At 39.3% G+C, this 18,065-nt stretch carries 18 protein-coding genes, 1 tRNA gene, 1 pseudogene and 1 riboswitch; of the genes and pseudogenes, 18 read left to right on the top strand and 2 right to left on the bottom strand.

Annotated elements, in window-relative coordinates:
- Positions 1-78: 78 nt before the first annotated feature.
- The 13 genes and pseudogenes from HU830_RS04225 to HU830_RS04165 all read left to right on the top strand — a co-directional run bounded on the left by HU830_RS04225 (position 79) and on the right by HU830_RS04165 (position 11,767).
- Entirely contained in the window at positions 79-678 is a 600-nt protein-coding gene (locus HU830_RS04225; protein WP_176942541.1) for a TetR/AcrR family transcriptional regulator, read from the top strand.
- A 56-nt stretch (positions 679-734) separates the two neighbouring features.
- Complete coding sequence (locus HU830_RS04220; RefSeq protein ID WP_176942540.1) at positions 735-965, top strand: flavodoxin family protein; 231 nt, start codon at positions 735-737, stop codon at positions 963-965.
- Positions 966-1,147: 182 nt separating this feature from the next.
- Positions 1,148-1,657 (top strand): MFS transporter, encoded by a 510-nt coding sequence (locus HU830_RS04215; RefSeq protein WP_176942539.1) that lies wholly within the window; start codon positions 1,148-1,150, stop codon positions 1,655-1,657.
- Between the two features lie 33 nt (positions 1,658-1,690).
- Positions 1,691-2,176 (top strand): hypothetical protein, encoded by a 486-nt coding sequence (locus HU830_RS04210; protein ID WP_176942538.1) that lies wholly within the window; start codon positions 1,691-1,693, stop codon positions 2,174-2,176.
- Positions 2,177-2,363: 187 nt separating this feature from the next.
- Positions 2,364-3,071 carry an MgtC/SapB family protein gene (locus tag HU830_RS04205; RefSeq protein ID WP_176942537.1) on the top strand — a complete coding sequence of 236 codons (708 nt, stop codon included), beginning with the start codon at positions 2,364-2,366 and terminating at the stop codon, positions 3,069-3,071.
- A gap of 232 nt (positions 3,072-3,303) precedes the next feature.
- Positions 3,304-4,314 carry an AI-2E family transporter gene (locus HU830_RS04200; RefSeq protein WP_176942536.1) on the top strand — a complete coding sequence of 337 codons (1,011 nt, stop codon included), beginning with the start codon at positions 3,304-3,306 and terminating at the stop codon, positions 4,312-4,314.
- 86 nt (positions 4,315-4,400) lie between these two features.
- Entirely contained in the window at positions 4,401-5,792 is a 1,392-nt protein-coding gene (locus HU830_RS04195) for a hypothetical protein (protein ID WP_176942535.1), read from the top strand.
- 89 nt (positions 5,793-5,881) lie between these two features.
- Positions 5,882-6,571, top strand: a complete 690-nt coding sequence (locus HU830_RS04190) for a 2,3-diphosphoglycerate-dependent phosphoglycerate mutase (protein WP_176942534.1) — start codon at positions 5,882-5,884, stop codon at positions 6,569-6,571.
- Between the two features lie 348 nt (positions 6,572-6,919).
- A pseudogene (locus HU830_RS04185) lies at positions 6,920-8,737 on the top strand (glycosyl hydrolase family 18 protein); the annotation flags it as partial.
- A 416-nt stretch (positions 8,738-9,153) separates the two neighbouring features.
- The gene (gene efp / locus HU830_RS04180) at positions 9,154-9,717 is read left to right on the top strand and encodes an elongation factor P (RefSeq protein WP_176942532.1); all 564 of its coding nucleotides are present in this window, start codon (positions 9,154-9,156) and stop codon (positions 9,715-9,717) included.
- Entirely contained in the window at positions 9,695-10,531 is an 837-nt protein-coding gene (locus HU830_RS04175; RefSeq protein WP_176942531.1) for a PfkB family carbohydrate kinase, read from the top strand. Before efp ends, HU830_RS04175 begins: the two co-directional genes overlap by 23 nt.
- Positions 10,524-11,075 (top strand): ECF transporter S component, encoded by a 552-nt coding sequence (locus tag HU830_RS04170; protein WP_324196296.1) that lies wholly within the window; start codon positions 10,524-10,526, stop codon positions 11,073-11,075. Before HU830_RS04175 ends, HU830_RS04170 begins: the two co-directional genes overlap by 8 nt.
- Entirely contained in the window at positions 11,075-11,767 is a 693-nt protein-coding gene (locus HU830_RS04165) for a hypothetical protein (RefSeq protein WP_176942530.1), read from the top strand. The genes HU830_RS04170 and HU830_RS04165 overlap by 1 nt, the downstream gene beginning before the upstream one ends.
- Positions 11,768-12,294: 527 nt before the next feature.
- A riboswitch (TPP riboswitch) is annotated at positions 12,295-12,385 on the bottom strand.
- Positions 12,386-12,441: 56 nt separating this feature from the next.
- On the opposite strand, the gene HU830_RS04160 is transcribed toward HU830_RS04165, so the two are convergent.
- Entirely contained in the window at positions 12,442-12,948 is a 507-nt protein-coding gene (locus HU830_RS04160; RefSeq protein ID WP_176942529.1) for a DNA-3-methyladenine glycosylase I, read from the bottom strand.
- Between the two features lie 91 nt (positions 12,949-13,039).
- On the opposite strand from HU830_RS04160, the gene HU830_RS04155 reads away from it, so the two are divergent.
- The 3 genes from HU830_RS04155 to HU830_RS04145 all read left to right on the top strand — a co-directional run bounded on the left by HU830_RS04155 (position 13,040) and on the right by HU830_RS04145 (position 16,234).
- Entirely contained in the window at positions 13,040-14,200 is a 1,161-nt protein-coding gene (locus HU830_RS04155) for an aminotransferase class I/II-fold pyridoxal phosphate-dependent enzyme (protein ID WP_176942528.1), read from the top strand.
- 15 nt (positions 14,201-14,215) lie between these two features.
- Positions 14,216-15,475, top strand: coding sequence for a tyrosine--tRNA ligase (tyrS, locus tag HU830_RS04150; protein WP_176942527.1), 1,260 nt, complete (start codon positions 14,216-14,218; stop codon positions 15,473-15,475).
- A gap of 162 nt (positions 15,476-15,637) precedes the next feature.
- Positions 15,638-16,234, top strand: a complete 597-nt coding sequence (locus HU830_RS04145) for a DUF975 family protein (RefSeq protein WP_176942526.1) — start codon at positions 15,638-15,640, stop codon at positions 16,232-16,234.
- A gap of 110 nt (positions 16,235-16,344) precedes the next feature.
- On the opposite strand, the gene HU830_RS04140 is transcribed toward HU830_RS04145, so the two are convergent.
- Positions 16,345-16,998 carry a metal-dependent transcriptional regulator gene (locus tag HU830_RS04140; protein ID WP_176942525.1) on the bottom strand — a complete coding sequence of 218 codons (654 nt, stop codon included), beginning with the start codon at positions 16,996-16,998 and terminating at the stop codon, positions 16,345-16,347.
- Positions 16,999-17,171: 173 nt separating this feature from the next.
- Here HU830_RS04140 and HU830_RS04135 point away from each other — a divergent pair.
- Positions 17,172-17,244, top strand: a tRNA-Thr gene (locus tag HU830_RS04135).
- Positions 17,245-17,384: 140 nt separating this feature from the next.
- Complete coding sequence (locus HU830_RS04130) at positions 17,385-18,056, top strand: hypothetical protein (RefSeq protein ID WP_176942524.1); 672 nt, start codon at positions 17,385-17,387, stop codon at positions 18,054-18,056.
- The last annotated feature ends 9 nt before the right edge of the window (positions 18,057-18,065 follow it).

The raw sequence follows: 18,065 nt of genomic DNA, 5'->3' as shown, positions 1-18,065 counted from the left end.
TAGTTTTCTTTAAAAATGACCGTCAGTCATTGTTTTTGAAAGTGTAAACCATTATTATGGAATTGAGGTGATTGGTTGATGGGGAGACGTGAAGATAAAGCTCGGCTTACGCGAGCTAAGTTATTGCAGGCGGCGGAACGTTTAATTGTAGAACATGGTTACGAAAAAGTTACGGTGACTGATTTAGTGGAAGCTAGTGGAATTGCAAAAGGGACTTTTTATAATTATTTTTCTCGTAAGGAAGACTTAATTTTGGAACTCAGTAAACAACATTTTGCTTCAATAGCTCACCAAGAGATTGATTTGGGGCAGACAGCAACCGAAAATATTCAACAATATTTGGTGAATTTTATGACGGTGATTGCTCAAGCTCAAGTGGAATTAGCTCGGCAGTGGCTGCGCTATGTCGCAGTAGCTGAACAACAAGCTAAATGGCAATTTGATACCCGATCTTTAAAGCGACTGTTTCAGCAATTAGAACAAGCGGGAAAATTAACGGCAACCAGTGTGAATTCTGACTTGGCAGATGCTTTATTAACCCAGATGTACGGGCTAATTTTACTGTGGTGTATGTCACCGACAGAACATGATTTGGTAACGGCAACTCAACAATTTTGTATGCAACACTTAGAAGATTTAATAGCCCCTTATCAATTAGCAGCAGGATCAACAAAATGATCCTTTATTTATAAAAAATATGACCGATAGTCATATTTTTAGAAAGAGACTTAGAGATGCGACTCTCCAAAGGACGTGGAGCTCAATCTGATGGCTCTGATACCAACGCACAACAGCCAGCAACTCGGCGGTTAACTTCGACAGCACAAATTTTAATTATTTATTTTTCGCGAACGGGTAATACAGAGTGGCAGGCTCAAAAAGCCCAAAAAAGATTAATGGCCGACAGTTATTACCAGCGACGATTCGGCTTGCTCCCAATTATCCGGTCAATGATCGAGAGTTAGAGAATCACCAGGGCCAATTTCATCAGTGGTTGCAACAATTTAAGTTGAACTAGAAGGAGTTAAAAATGAAATTTTCGATTTTATCAGCGTAAGTAATTACCGCTTCAGCACCAGCTATTAATGCTAATATTCCTATATTCGCCAAGTTTTTTCCCCAAGTACCTTTAGCTCAAGTCTAGTTATTGACGACTATTCCCTCACTCTTCTTGATTGTGGGGTTAATTGGAAGTAATTGGTTAGCTGATAAGTGGGGCTTAAAGCCAATAATTTTGGCAGGAGTAAGTTTAACTGCTCTAGCGGAATTATTACCGCTAGTAGTTAATAATTTTGTAGTTTTAATGATCACGCGAGCTTTATTTGGCTTAGGGGTTGGCTTTTTCAATTCTTTGTTAGTTGTTTTGATTAGTTATTTTTTCACTGGTCAGGAACGGTTGCAAATGCTGGGTTTGCAAAGTAGTTTTGAAGTTTTGGGTGGTGTGTTGAGTACTTTTATTGCTGGGCAATTAGTCCAGTTTAATTGGCACTTGTCTTTTCTAGCCTATGCGATTACTTTGCCAACTTTAATCTTATTTGCTTGCTTCGTACCTGCAGTTCCTTTAACCATCTCCCAAAGAAGACTTAAAGCCAATAGGATAAACCCGCTGGTACTAGTCGTTGTTGGCGTATTTGTTGTTAACCTTTGTCGTGATTAGTTTGTATATGATTATGGGAATTAAATCCCAACTTTGATGGTGCAAGCTGGTTATGGAACGGCAACTAGTGCTAGTTATGTAATCTTGGCGTTAAGTTTGGGGGCAATGCTTGGCAGGGTTCTTTTCGGACCTTTATTCCAAAAATTACAAAATTGGCTCTTACCGTTAGCCTTATTTTTGCTGGCGCTAGCGATGGGGATTATTGTTGGATCACAAAGAATCCTAATCACCGTATTCGCTGGCTTTCTTACCGGTTTAGCGGTCCGACAATTTTTCCTTTGGATTTTAAATGCGATTAATCGTCAGGGAGCTGGAAACACTATTCAAAATTCACTCATTTTGATCGCTTATAACTTGGCCGGAGTCCTATCACCATATACCAGTTTAATCCTACAAAAATATTTTCAGATTCAAGATTTACATTTTTTATTTGTAGTCAATATGCTGGGTTTTCTTATTCTGGTTATCTTAGTAGGGGGAATCTTATGGGGAACAAGGAAAATTATGAAGGGTATTTAAAGAAGGGTGTCATCTATTAAGTTTTTGATTACTTTAGACTTTTATTTTGGAGTTTAGTGGCTGGATTACTGCCACTTAATCTCCGTTTAAATTTTTAATTTAAAGTTAATTTTGCAACTAACCTTTTATTTTACACAAAAAAGTGTATAATCACTGATTTAAAAGTGCTTTTAAAGAAGGTTGTAGTTTGAATTATCATTTATCTTTGTGGGAAATTGTTTTGCGCTTACTCTTGGCTGTTGTTTGTGCAGGTTTAATTGGTTATAACCGCCAGCAGCGTAATCATTCCGCCGGAGTCAGAACGCACGTTTTAGTTTGTGTGGGCGCTTGTATTATCGCTTTGATTCAAAAAGAAATTGGTTTTAATGCTTTGGATGTTGCCACTAAGTATCCTCATTATGCTGGAGTTTTACGGGCCGATGATGCGCGTTTGATTGCTCAAGTTGTTAGCGGAGTTGGTTTTTTAGGTGCCGGGACGATTTTAGTTCATCATCACGAAGTACGAGGCTTAACGACCGCTGCTAGTTTGTGGACGGTGGCTGGACTTGGTTTGGCAGTGGGAATGGGAAACTATGATGTCGCCATTGCCGGAACAATCGTCGTCTTCCTAGTCTTGGGAGCTTTGAAGAGAGTTTTCCATACGTCGCCGGTGAAAAAAATTATGATTCAGTACCAACATAAGAAAGAGACCAAGGGTTTTATTCAAGAATATTTTGATCAAAAAAAAATTACGGTGCGGGATGTTAACTTTAATGTAACCCAAGAGCCGGATAACTTACGTTTATATACCAATGTCTACGAGATTGAAATTCCGACTCAACTTAATACCTCTGATATTATTGAAGATTTATCAATGAATGAAAATGTTGTGGCCATTAAAATGATTACTGTTTAATTAGCAATAGACAAACTAAAAACAAAGGAAAAGCCAGTGCCTTTCATTTGTCTTTTTTTAAAGATTATCAACTGTCTAAAAATTGCTGGATATTTGGTCTGGTCATTTTGCTGCAAAAGAGGTAATTTGAAAATAGAAACTCCAGTTAGTAGATGGTACTGGTTTATTCAGCGGACGGGAGAAGTTTTTTCTGGTAAGATAGCTGTAAAACTGAAAATAGATGGGGGCTCCAATGAATATCTATCGAAATTTTGTGAAGAATGTTTCTTTACGCCGTGTAGTAGTCTTAGCCTTTTGTATTTTTGTCATTTGGTTATTACGAAGTATAATGAGTACAGTTTTATTGACCTTCGTGTTTACCTTTTTATCAATTAGTTTTATTCGTTGGGTTCAAAGACGGATCAAGATCAATCCAATTTGGATTATTACCCCATTGTATATTGTAATTATTGCTTTACTGTATTTGTTCGCGACCCACTACATTCCAGGAATTATCGGTTCTTCGATGCAATTATTTAAGAAGGTTGTTCATTTTTATAATAGTAATCAAGGAAGCCGAAACCCCTTTATCTCTTTCGTGGTGGAAATTTCTCAAAGTATGCAACTTACCTCGCAGTTAAAGACTGGGATTGGAGAAGTCTTCAAGTATATCACGAGTGTTGGGGCGATGGGAGTCACAATTTTTGTTTCTTTTCTGCTGAGTTATTTTTATAGTTTTGAAGTTGATCGTTTGAATGAATTCGGTCGCCTTTTTATGCAGGGGCGGGTTAGTTGGTTCTTCCAAGATATTCGTTATTTTGCCAAAAAATTTGTTAATACCTTTGGGGTAGTCTTAGAAGCTCAAGTTATTATTGCGATTATTAATACGATTTTGACTTCGATAGTCTTAATGCTCTTAAAAATGCCCAGCGTTCCTAGTTTAGCAATTATGATTTTTATCTTGTCGATGATTCCGGTTGCGGGCGTGATTATTTCCCTAGTTCCTTTATCAATTATTGCTTACACAGTTAGTGGATTACAGACCATGTTGTATATTTGGCTAGCAATTGCTTTAATTCATGCTCTAGAAACCTATGTTTTGAATCCTAAATTAATGTCTAGTCGAACCCACTTGCCAATTTTTGTTACTTTTGTAGTGTTATTGGTATCGGAACGTCTCTTTGGGAGCTGGGGACTAATCGTGGGAATTCCGATTTTTACTTTTTTCTTAGATGTTTTGGAAATTCGAGCAATTAAATCCTAAAAAATAAGCTTTTTGTGATTTTGAATTTGCTTGAAAGTGTTATGATACTATTATTAGATTAAACGCAGAGATAGTGAGGATTGGATATGCCGTCATTTAAACGTAAGAAGACCAAATCAGCTCCCACATCGGAAGCTACTCAATCGACCTTTTTTCAAGATATTCCCGATTATAATGCGCCTCAAAAAGCGGCGCCATCTCCAAGCAATTCGGATGAATTTTCTCATTCAAGCTCGGTTGCGCCAGCTCCCTCGACTGATAATTCGGCCGCTGAAAAGGCTCCTTTACCGGCAGAATTAGATGAATGGAAAGTTACGGAACGTAAATTAGAAACTTTGAATTTGCAACAGACCGAATTGAAACAACAATTGCGGAGTCAATTGTTAAGTAGCCGGACTTTTTATAACCATATCTTGAAGATGAAACAACCGGTTGGCGACACTAACGATCTAGCTAGTGAAACTGAGAACATCGAACAGATCAATGAGACCTTACGAAAGTGGTTTGGCACCGACCAAATGTCTAACGAGGTTCTCTTTGATTCACAAAGAAAGTATTTTATTTTACAAAGCAATTTAGACCATGTGGCTGATGCCAAACGACAAGCTTTGGCTAATTTGAATTACTACTTAGATGACTATCAAATTATTCCAGCCGTTGTGAGCTTAAATTATGACTTACATTTATTTGATCGCTGGCAAGAATATCTGGATGATAGTATTGTCAATCCAGAAGCCATGTTATATAACCTTTATCAAAGTTTTCAAATTGACCTGAATAACAATGGTCCGGAAGAAAAAATAGCGATAGATGGCTTAATTGAAATTAGTGCCCAGGCTCATGTTGAAACTGATGAAGAGCACCATGTTGACCAGATTTTTGAACAGGGTCAATTAATTATGCGGGTTGTTAAAGATGAAAATGAGCAACCAATTAATATTTACCATTATCATAATCAAGTCTTATTGCGAGTTGATTTCTTAGATAAGATGGGCTTCAATATGATGACGCAAGTTATGAATCCGAAGAATCCTCAAGCAGTCCAACGAGCTATTTTCTACCGGCGGGATCATTCTTTAGCTCTTTTACAAAGTAATGTTCCGGGTGAACCTTATATCCAAGTCTTCAGCCGAACCAATATTTTGACGCGGATTTTTGACAATCGTTCGGAATTCGTTTCTTGGTGGTTAGATAATAAACTCTTAGATGATTTTTCAACACTAATTATTCCTGCTAGTTCTGACTTAGCAATTCAGTTATTAGAGCAGACTGATTTTGAGCATGATATTTTGGTCGCTGTTGATAATTGGGAACAAGAATCTAATCAGGTTGCTAGTCTATTACAAAAAGAACATAAACATCTAGTAGGTATTTTGGTTCCTGATGAAGAAATCCAACAAAAAGTCGATCAGTTAAGTAATTGTGAAGTTAATGTTTCGGTAGTTTCAGCGGAAGATGATGATGAGGAAGAAGCTTAAACCCGAAATATTAAAGCGCGTTGACACTGTTTTAGGGAACCCATATAATTGGATTGTTGAAAAATAATGAAAAAGAGGTAATTATTGTTATGGCAAAACTGGTTTTCATTCGCCATGGTCAAAGTCAATGGAACTTATCCAATCAATTCACAGGCTGGGTTGACGTCGATTTAAGTGAAGAAGGCGTCAAGCAAGCTCAAAATGCAGGTCATTTGTTGCAAGAAGAAGGAATTGATTTTGATCAAGCCTATACTTCTGTCTTAACCCGGGCAATCAAGACTCTCCACTATGCTCTAGAGGGCTGTGGGCAACTTTGGGTTCCAGAAGAAAAGACTTGGCGTTTGAATGAACGTCACTATGGCGCTCTTCAAGGCTTGAATAAGGAAGAAACTGCTGATAAGTATGGCGAAGAACAAGTCCATATTTGGCGTCGTTCTTACGATACTTTACCACCATTATTGAGTGCTGATGATGAAGGTTCAGCAGCCCAAGATCGGCGTTATGCTGACTTAGACCCGCGGGCTATTCCAGGCGGCGAAAACTTGAAGGTCACCTTAGAAAGAGTTATTCCTTTCTGGGAAGACAAGATTGCTCCTGATTTAATTGCCGGCAAGAATGTAATTATTGCAGCACATGGGAACTCCTTGCGGGCTTTGACTAAGTACATTGAAGACATTTCTGATGCTGATATTATGGATGTTGAAATGGCAACCGGTCAACCAGTGGTCTATGATCTAGATAGTCAATTAAAGATTGTTAACAAGAAAAAATTAGGCTAATAATTATTAGCTAGATTAGGAAAAAAGTATCTCCTTGGGGAGATACTTTTTTTGTGTGGTCAGATCCAAATTAATACTAAAGATTAAATTTGTTAGAAGGCTAAGGGTTAATAAAACTTTAAACTAACTTTTTATGCATAACTAACAGCTATACTATAAAAAGATTAATTTTTTTTTAATTGTAAAAGCGTATTACTGAACTTTTAGATTGAGATGATATATTATTTATATTAGTGAGAGAATGCATTAAAGGAGGGTGTCGCTGAAGAAGGGTAACAAGTACTTATTGGAACTAAATTATCAGATAACACTAGAATTAAATTTAGAAAAGGAGTGGAAACAAAGCTAATGTTGAAATCAAAGAGTAAAGCCTTGTGGACCGGATTACTAATTATTTCGAGCTTAATTGTCGCTTGGATGTGTTCGCAAAACGTGCAAACAGTCCAAGCCACTAGTTCCCCTTATCGAAATGTGATGTACTATGGTGACTGGTCAATTTGGGGCGGACAAGGTAATTTTTATCCCAAGGATATTCCTGCGGATCAATTGACCCATTTAAATTATGCCTTTTTAGACTTTGATAGTCAGGGCAATTTGAAGTTTACCGATAAAGATGCTGCTACCGGTGCTCCGGTTGGACAAGAGGGAGTCCAATGGAATAGCGCCAGTGCTGGCTTATTTAATGCTTTCCAGGATTTGCGAGCTAAGAATCCTAATTTAAAAATTGGGGTTTCCATTGGTGGTTGGTCTAAATCAGGTGATTTTTCAACCGTTGCCGCTGATCCAGCAATTCGCGCCAAATTTGTTAAAAATATTGCCAGTTTTATTAAATATACCGATTTAGATTTTGTGGATATTGACTGGGAATATCCGGCTGCAGTTCGCCAACCTGATAAGGTTGATAATACCAATGATGAAGGAACTCCCAACGCTAAAGCAGCGGATAAACAAAATTATATTAAACTATTGCAAGAAATCCGAAAAGAAATCGATAGCCAAGGTCAAAAATTAGGTAAAACTTACGAATTATCAGTAGCTTTACCAGCAGCGCAATCGAAATTAAAGAACGGAATTGATGTTCCCCAATTGTTTAAGGTAATCGATTTTGCCAATGTTATGACCTATGATTTGAATGGTGCTTGGACACCAAACAGTGCTCATCAAACTGCTTTATACGGTAATCCGAAAGATCCTGATTATGCTAGTGGATTATCGATTGATCAGACTGTAAAATACTTGGAAAAACAAGGAGCTCCGTCGCAGAAGTTAGTTATTGGAGCTGCCTTTTATAGCCGGGGTTGGAATAAAGTCGCTGCCGGGACTGATGCCAGTCATCCAGGACTTTTCCAACCGGCGACAAAGAACAATAAAGATGCTGACCAGACTTTGACTTACGGTGCTGAAAACTACAGTCCTAAAAAAGCCGGTGATGGTGGTCGGGCCGGCGGTGTTTGGCCATATCGCAACTTTGCTGATTTAAAGACGAAGACGCCCGATTTGAAAGAATACTGGGATGATGTCGCCAAAGCTCCGTATATGTATAGTCAAAAAACTGGTGAATTCTACACTTACGATAACCCTCGTTCAGTTGGCTATAAGGCCGCTTATGTTAAGGAACATCACTTAGGCGGAGTTATTTCTTGGATGCAATCGCAAGATAAAGAAACCACTTCTACTAAGCGGGATGCTTTGACGAAAGCCATTAAGAACGGACTCTTTGGTACGAGTGCTTTACCAGCCCGGAAATTAGCTGCACCGCAAGCTAAGATTACCGCGACTGTCGTGCCGTACAAAGAAAATGGTGCTGGTTATGAAATCACGATTCATAATCAAGCTCAAGTTCAAGAAACTGACGAAGTTTTGAAGATGGTTGAAACAGCTGCCGCAACGGTGAAATTGCCGAAGTTGTATCTGCCAGTTAATGGCAGTGAAACCTTGAGTAAGGGCGATTACCGTGCTGGTGATGTGACCGTGAAGGATGGTCAGGTCGTCGTTGACTTAGCTTCCGTTTACGATGCTCATGAAATTGAACCAGGAGCCACTTATACCTTCCGGTTGAAATCCAGTGCTAAAGAAGTTGATGTCAAGCGGATTAGTAAAATTACCTTGGCGCAACGTTTTGCGAAAAATGGTGCTGAACAACAGCAGCAAACCATTTATGGCAAATAATTAAATAAGCTTCTCCTTTGATCCTTGTAATTGGTTACCCTCTAAATCAGTTACAAGGTTTTTTTGTCTCGGCAAAGAAACCATTAATCGGCACTTGAGCAAGTTACCTAATGAATAGTCTCTAGCAGCTTATCAATGAATGTTATTATTTATTTTCCCATCATAATGCTAAGTTATATTTAGATTGGATGAACTTTTTTAAAAGGGATGGACTCCAATCGAGGAGATTAACCCCTAGTTGAAGACTTTTAAATCACTTCTTGAATTCCTTTTAGGATTTGAAGAAGTGATTTTGGTCTCTTTGTGATTAAAAACCGTCTAAAAAGCGGTTTTTCCGGTAATTAGAACTAAAAACTTCCCTACTTTTCTGCTACAATGAAACTACATTTTAATTTTTTAGAGGAGCGTTTATTATGATTTCAGCAGTTGAATTACGGGCTGGTATGACTTTTGTCCAAAACGATAAATTAATTAAGGTCGTCCAGGCCGATCACCACAAACCGGGTAAAGGAAATACAGTGATGCGTTTGAAGTTGAAAAACTTGCGAACTGGCGCGATTACCGATACTACCATGCATCCCGATGTGAAATTGGAACGAGCAATTATCGAGACTAAAGATGTCCAATATTTGTATAGTCAAGATACTAGTGCTGTCTTCATGGATTTGAAAAATTATGAACAGTATGAAGTACCAACAGAATTGATCCAAAATGAAATGTTGTATTTGGTTGAAAATATGAACGTGAAAATCGACTTTTACGGCAATGAAGTAGTCGGAATTAGTTTACCAACCACAGTGGTCTTAGAAGTTACCGAGACGCAGCCATCAATTAAAGGGGCAACCGTTTCAGGATCTGGTAAACCAGCTACTTTAAATACGGGGCTTGTCGTAAATGTTCCCGACTTTATCAATGTTGGGGATAAATTAGAAGTCAATACCCAAGATGGTTCCTATGTCAAAAGAGCCTCCAAGTAGGCCTCTTCCCTCCCAGTTTCTGGTCGCCGAGGATTGGTCTTGTCTAGGAAGAATTTCTTTACAAACCGCGACGACAATTTTTCAAATCTGGGGGCTTCCAACCACGTATTTTCCGGTGCACCTATTAGCAGCGCATCCGGGATGGGATCCCAACGCCCCGCAGTTGGATCTAACTGCGTGGTTAGAAGAAACTTTAACTTATTGGCACAACCGGGTTTTTAAGGGTGCTTATTTGGGTTATTTAGGTAGTATTGCCGTGACTCACTTATGGCAACAATTCTTAGAAGATTGTTCGGGATTGGTTTTACTGGATCCGGCAATGGCTGATCATGGTCAGTTATATCCGGGCTTTGATGAAGATTACGTGCAAGCGCAACGTGAACTTTTGACGGTGGCCGATGTCTTAACTCCTAATCTGAGTGAAGCTGAACTTTTGTTAAAACAATCAATTACAACCGATACTGATTTGACCGCCGCTTTGGTAAGCTTGACCCGGCAAATTCGGGGCGATAAAGTCATCATTACTAGCGTCCATGAAGGTCAACAAATCGGTTGCGCTTACTTAGAGCACCAACAGTTACGCAAAGTTTTGCATCCGCGAAATCCGCATAACTTCACGGGAACGGGTGATTTGTTTAGTAGTCTTTTGGCCTGCTTGCTATTTAGTGGCTGGCAGTGGCAGCAGGCGATTGTCCAAGCTACCGCTTTGACTGCTGAAGCCGTAAATTTGACTCCAGCAACAGCGGTGGATGTTGATTTAACGGCAATCATTCCACGTTTTTGGCGGCTAAAGGAAGTGCGAGAAAGTGACTAAGAAAACTTTAGAAAAAACGATTATGGCTGGTTTATGTGCCGCAATTATTTTTATCGGGATCAGTCTATTTCGAATTAATTTACCGGCGGTCGTGGGAAAACCTTTTATTCATTTTGGAAACACCTTCGCAGTTGTCGGAACCTTAATTTTAGGGGGTCGCTATGGCTCGGGAGCCGCGATGATTGGCTTAGGTTTATTTGATATTTTGAACGGTTATGCCGCTACTGCTTGGTTAACAATTATCGAAGCTTTGGTTTTATGTCTAGTTGTTGCGGGGGTCTTTCGGGTGGTTCAATATCGTCCTGGCCAAATTAAGAAGTTATATTTAGTTTCGGCAGCCGCCGGTTTAATTAAATTGGTAACTTCCTGGATGACGGGGATTGTCGAAAGTATGATGGTCGGAACCAATTTCTTCGTGGCCGCGGTGAATTCCTTTTTGAGTCTGCCCGCAACCGCCATTAATTCGGTAGCAACTTTCATTTTAGTTCCCATTGTTTATATTGCTTTAGAAAAAACGATTTTAAGACGCGTCCACTTGAATTAATGATTGAAGTTAACGGACGTTTACGTCATTTAAAAGCGCGAGAAACGCTGGGTTATCTTTTTCTGTCAATTTGTCTCAATTCTTTAAGCAATGGTTTAACTATTGCGACGAAGATGGGAAGTGCTGTCTGGACGGCCTCAGCGGTTAATCTTCATGGAATCTTGCCCTGGAGTTTAGGAACCATCTTATTTGTTTATGCCATCTTGGTCCAAATTATTAATTTCTTTTTAGAGCAACACTTTTCTGCCGGAATGATTATTAAGAACCTGCTCTTTGCCTTTTGTTTTAGTTATCTGGTTGAGTTAGGAACTCAATTATTTACTTGGTTGCAGGTGCCCCAATTGCCGCTAATGGTCCGAATTTTTTTGGATATCCTCGGGATTTTTGGAATTGCCTTAGCAATTTCCATTTATCAGCGAATTAGTGTTGTGATGCATCCCAATGACGAATTTAGCTATTTAGCCCGAATCCGTTTATTTCATAACCGAGCTTGGTTAGGGCAGTATTTTAGTTATTTGATCCCGGTGCTTTTGGCGGGAATCTGTTATTGGCAAACCGGTCGATTATTGGCAGTTGGCTTTGGCACTATTTTCGCTCTGCTCTTCCAGGGCGGACTAATTGGCTACTTTGACCAGCATATTTTTAAAAGCTTGCATCATCGAATCGCTTATCGGCGAGCAGATAAAGCTTAAAAAAGTAGAAATTTTAAAGCCTCCCGGATTGTTAACTTAATAATTCAGGAGGTTTTTTATGGCTAAATCTTGGCGTTGGTTATCAGAAATAAGGCCGTAATTAATTAGTAAACTACTTTTTTTCAAATTTGGGGTCTGAATAAACGTTGGATTTGACGAAACTTTTCGAGTTTTAAAAAGCGGTAGCAGAGAAAATAAGCCACAGCGCCACCCATGATTGCGGTCCCAATTACATTCACGATGCTGGACGGGGGCTATGCCTTCAATTCGGAACAAGGGTGACAAAATGAAATCTAAAGCAATCATCATCGTTAAAATGGTTAATTTTTTGAGGAGAATACTAGCTAAACTTATCGATTTTTCTTCCTTTCAGAGCAGCTTCTTGGCTCCTAAACAATCGCTAGACAACAAAAAAATTCCTCAATCAAAAATTGACTGGGGAAATTAAAACGAAGCTGATTTTTTTGGGGACTGCAAGAAATCGCTGAACACAAACTAAAAGTCCGCGTAAAATTGATTCCTAAAAGGAGGTTAAGCGGCTACTTTCCCTGCGGCAGTCCTAACTGTATCAGGTTCAATGGGTGTAATCTCAGCCCGTAGGCACCCCCAGTAACTAAATATTTGATTGTCTTAATCATAGTACTTCTGAGAAAATGATGACCAAGAATTATTTTTTACTCGTTGCGGTTGTTAATCATTCCCGCGGCTTCAAGAAAAGAATAAATTGTCGTGGGACCGACAAACTGGAAGCCTCTTTTTTTAAGATTTTGGGTTAATTCTTGGGAGAGAGTTGATTGCGTGGGCCGCTGTTGGTCTTGGTAATAGTGATTAACTTGCGGAGTAAATTGAACCCAAGACCAGAGATAATAGTCAAAGGATTGCTCCTTTTCTAGATTTAAAATAGCTTGGGCATTTTTGATCGTAGCTTTGATTTTGCGTTGATTACGAATGATAGCGGGATTTTGTTGTAAAGTTGCGACTTCGGGAGTCCCCCAACTAGCGACGAGGGGAATTTGAAAATTCGCGAAGGCTTGGCGAAAAGCCGGTCGTTTTTTCAAAACCGTGATCCAGCTTAAACCGGCCTGAAAAATTTCTAAAGATAATAATTCAAATAATTTTTGATCACCGTGAGTGGCCAGCCCCCATTCAGCTTGTAAATAGTCTTGATAAATTTCTTCCATGATTGTTCTCCTATGAAGTTTTGCGGTATAATTAATAATCAAACTCGCGTCTTAATTATGATTACATTAGGCCTGAAGGGAAGCTAAAGCAATGGCAAATTTAGAAAGTAGAATGAATCCTGCCGCAGTGCAGATTAAGCCCCAAGATATTTTCTTATGTAATACGCAAGATCCGCGAATTGTTAATCTGACCGTGGGCGAACCTAGTTTTTCCACGCCGGAACATATTCGGACCGCAGTTCAGCAAGCTCTCGACGAGATGCCGATGCGTTATACCAATCCTCAAGGTGATGCGCGCTTGACCGAGGCAATTGCCAATTATCTCCAGCAAAAATACAATTTAAATTATGATCCTGAAACAGAAATTATTTCGACAATTGGGGTGACTGAAGGGGCCTACACTACTTTACGGGCCATTTTGTGCCCGGGTGATGAGGTTATTTTGCCTACACCTTGTTTTACAATTTATGATCCTGATATTCGCTTAAATAAAGCTCAGCCGGTAATTATGGATACTTCAAAGACTGCTTTCAAGGTAACACCAGCGTCTTTAGAAAAGATGCTGGTCGAGCATCCGCAAGCCAAAGCAATTATCTTTAATTATCCCAATAATCCAACCGGTGTGACCTACGATCGGGCAGAATTAACTGCCTTGGCTGATATTTTACGGCAATATGATATTTTTGTCATCAGTGATGAAATTTATAGTGAATTGGTTTATGACCAAAAACATGTCAGCTTCGCGGAAATTTTACCCGAACAAACAATTTTGTTGAATGGTCTTTCCAAATCTTATTCAATGACCGGTTGGCGTTTGGGCTATATTTGTGCACCTCAAAAGATTGCCAAACATATTTTAGATGTTCATGAGTTAGTCACGACCTCGATTCCGGCTCCTGCCCAAGTTGCTGCGGTAGAAGCTTTGACTCACGGACAAGACGATTCAAAGGCCATGAAGGCCCAATATCAAGAACGGCGGGATGTTTTATACCAGGGTCTTTTGGACTTAGGTTTTGAAATTGCCAAACCTCAAGGAGCCTTTTATATTTTTGCAAAGATTCCGGCGGGGTTAAACCAAGATGATATTCAATTAGCTCAAGAATTATCCGATCAAGCTAAAGTTGCTCTGTTACCCGGAACTTATTTTGGGGCTGGCGGTCAAGGTTATTTGCGCTTAAGTTATGCTTCAAGTTTAGAACAAATTAAGCTAGCTTTAGAACGCTTAAAGACTTTTATTGATCACCAGAAATAAGAAGGAGGAACTTCGATGACAAATATTATTGATGAATTAGCTTGGCGTGGGGTAATTAATCAGCAAACGGATGCTGAGGGTTTAAAAGATTACGTAGATGAGCATAAGATTGCTTTATATTGTGGGGTTGATCCGACCGGGGATTCGCTTCATGTTGGTCATTTAATCACTTTCATGGTGCTTAAGCGTTTCCAACTTTTGGGCCATCAACCAGTGATTTTAATTGGCAGTGGAACAGGTTCAATTGGCGATCCCTCGGGAAAGAAATCTGAACGAGTTTTGCAATCCATGGATCAAGTCCACAAAAACGAAAAAGCAATTACTAAGCAGATGATTAATTTGTTTGGGACGGAAAACTTTGCCGTCGTTAATAACTACGACTGGCTTTCTCAAATTGATTTATTAGGATTCTTGCGCGATTACGGTAAATTATTCAATGTTAATAAGATGTTGAATAAAGAAATCGTTTCTTCTCGTTTACAAGTGGGAATTTCTTACACTGAATTTACCTACCAGATTTTACAGTCGTTGGACTTCTTGACTCTCTACCGACAAAAGCAAGTTCGCTTACAGATTGGTGGTGGTGATCAATGGGGCAATATCACCAGTGGAATTGACTTGATTCACCGCTTGGAAGGTCCCCAAACTAAAGTCTTTGGTTTGACGATTCCGCTCTTGTTGAAGGCCGATGGCACCAAGTTTGGCAAGACCGAAGGTGGAGCTATCTGGCTTGATCCCGAAAAGACCAGTCCTTACGAATTCTACCAATTCTGGTTCAATACTGATGACCAGGATGTTATTAAATACTTGAAATTCTTTACTTTCTTGACCAAAGAAGAAATTGCTAGTTTAGAAGAAACGGTTCAAGATGCTCCAGAAAAACGGCAAGCTCAACGAACTTTGGCCCAAGAAGTGACCCGTTTTGTCCACGGACAAGCGACCGTAGATGAAGCCGAGAAGATCTCTGCGGCTTTATTTAGTGGTGATTTACAAAGTCTAACTGCTGACGAAATTGAACAAGGTTTTCAAAGTGTTCCTTCAGTTGAATACACTGGCGAAGTGTGTGACCTGGTGAAATTCTTAGTTGATGCCACCCAGATTGAACCTTCTCGACGCCAAGCTCGGGAAGATATTCAAAACGGGGCCATTTACGTTAATGGTCAGCGCCAGACAGAGGTCACTTACCAAGTTGATCCTCAACAAGACTTCGACGGTCGTTTCGTAATTATTCGCAAAGGAAAGAAAAAGTATACTTTAGTTCGAGTTACGAACTAGTTTTTTCAGGACGAAAGGAGCTGAATTTTCATTACGGTTGCTAATCGGCAGTTGAAAGAAGCTGCGCGGAGATTAATTCTTTTAAAACCCAAACAGATTTTTCAATTAGGTCTTATTCCAATGCTCTTGGTAATGGGGGCTTTTTGGTTCCTGAGTAATTTTGTGAGTCAAGTTGTGGGTGATGATAGTTCTTTGGCTAATAGTGCCAACTTTGATCAAATCTATGCTCAAGTTTTAAGGGCCGTGACCAATAATCCGCAGTTTAATCTGAATGTCGCCCAATTTTCTTTGGCCTATTTACTAGTGACAACAGGGGTTAGCTTTGCTGTTTTAAGTTGGTTACGTCGCAGTCGTCTAGAACGCCCCTTACAAGCTAGTCTACAAGTGTTTTCCGGCTTGTTTTTCTGGCGGGTGCTTTTTTTAGCCCTAGTTTACTTGGCTATCGAACAAATTGGCTTTGCTTTAATTTACATTGTGGTCTTTTATTTCACCTATAGTTTCCGTCTAACTTTCTTTGTTTTATATGATGCTTCGGCTAAAGGAAAATTAGCTTGGCGGCAGATTTTTAAACCGTTGATGCAAAGTTGGCAGCTAATGCGCGGACAGAGATGGCAACTTTTCTGCTTAGATATCAGTTTTCTGGGCTGGGAATTGTTGAATTTCTTTACCTTAGGCTTGTTGACAATTTTTATTGCACCTTATCGCGTCCTCACTTATGCCTTGTTTTATGAAAATACGGTAACTCGCGGAAAAGATTAGTTGAAAATAATCACAAAAAATCCTCCTAGAACTGCTATGGGCAGTTTTTAGGGGGATCTTTTTATATCAGCTGTCACAAATGTTTACTTGATTTATTGAGAAAAAGTTTTCTATTTAGCTGGTTCGACAAAGATAAAATCGGCTGATTTGCGACTGACGGAAACTTCTTTGCCCGTGCTGGTTTGGATTAAAACTGAGTCATCAAACTGGGAGTGTTGTAAGACAGTAATGATTTGGTTAATTTTTAGGCCAGACATCGTAAAATAATCTAAAAATTCGCGGTCATCAATGACCCGAACAATCTGGACTTTAGTTTGGGGGGCGACCAGGCTTAGGACTAGGTCGTCATCGTCCGTTTCTCCTTGGCCATTGTCGGGAATAACTCCTCCATGGGGGCATTTCTGAGGATAGGCGAGAAATTCATTCAAAGAATTGACTAATTTTTGATCAGTAAAATGTTCTAGATCACCGGCAATTTGGTCCACTTCGTTGATTTGATAGTGGAGTTTATCCACTAAAAAAACTTCCCATAAGCGGTGCTTTTTGACTAAAGCTTCGGCGGTAGTCCGGCCTTTAGAGGTGAGCGAAATAGCAGTATAGGGATTGTACTTTAGATAGCCGGCTTTTTTCAAAGTAAGTAACATTTCGGTCACTGAGGGAGCACTGACATGCATCATTTCTGCAAGGCGTTTATTGGTGACTTTTTGAAAACTATGTTGCAATTCAAAGATACTTTTTAAATAATTCTCTTTACTAGGTGACAAGCTTCGTTTGCTCCCTTCGCTTTTATTAAGTTTATTATACGGTCTGCTTCAGAAACACGCAATTTATTATTGACAACTTAAATGGCAATTCTCCCAGGAAATTTTACAAAAAAAGGTAATTATAGTTGGCAAACATTAGAAGTTCTGTTATACTATCTAAGTGCTTTTGAGTTGCCATCTTAGCTCAGCAGGTAGAGCGCCACCATGGTAAGGTGGAGGTCGTCGGTTCGAACCCGATAGATGGCTTACAGGAAGGAGTTTGAGTCTACGGATTCAAGCTCCTTTTTCTTGCTAAGTTGATTTTGAATTTCCACGAGTCTTAGTTTGAAGCTGATTTTGAGCTAATGTTATAATCAGATTTTAGTAATTTGGATTAGGTGAAGACAATGCGAACATTAAGATCTCCAAAGATTAATATGACTTGGTACCTAATTTGGTTGGGCCTCGTATTTATTTCCCAAAGGTGGGAACAAGCTTGCTTGCGAGCTTCCAGTTTACATTCTTGGAAGACGGCCTGTTTTTTGATTTTTGCAGCCTTAATCAGCTGGTTTATGTTTTCCCGCTATCAACGCGAACAAGGCCATTTTGAACAGCTTGATCGCGGTTGGTCATTGGGGGTAACCCAATTTTTTGGCGTGGTTTTCGGAACTATTTTCGTTTTGGGCCTCTTTATGATTATGATTAGTTACTTAAAGGCGCAAGGCCATTTTACAGGCCTCGTGAATCGAACTGATTATTCAGAAGTAGTTAATTCCAAATTATTTTTCGATCTCTTGGCTACGGGAATTATCATTGGAATGCAACAACAATTTGTGAGCATCGGTTTCTTCTTCAATTATTTCTTTTTAAATAATAGTTTGGGCCAAGCCCTAGGGGGAATCTTCTTTAGTGGGTTAATTTTTGGCTTATTAAATATTGAAAACTTCCATTTGATAAGTTTCTTCTCTTACTGTACGATTGGTTGGTTATTAGCCACCGTTTACTTGGCCACCCAAAACTTTCATTTGAGTTTGACCTTGGGAATTTTTGTCAGTTTATTAAAAGTTATTCTAATTTAAGTCCCAAAA

The sequence above is a fragment of the Bombilactobacillus apium genome (genome assembly GCF_013385145.1).
GTDB classification, from domain to species: domain Bacteria; phylum Bacillota; class Bacilli; order Lactobacillales; family Lactobacillaceae; genus Bombilactobacillus; species Bombilactobacillus apium.
Note: the sequence above shows the minus strand (reverse complement) of the source record. Positions and strands in the feature narration are given on the sequence as shown.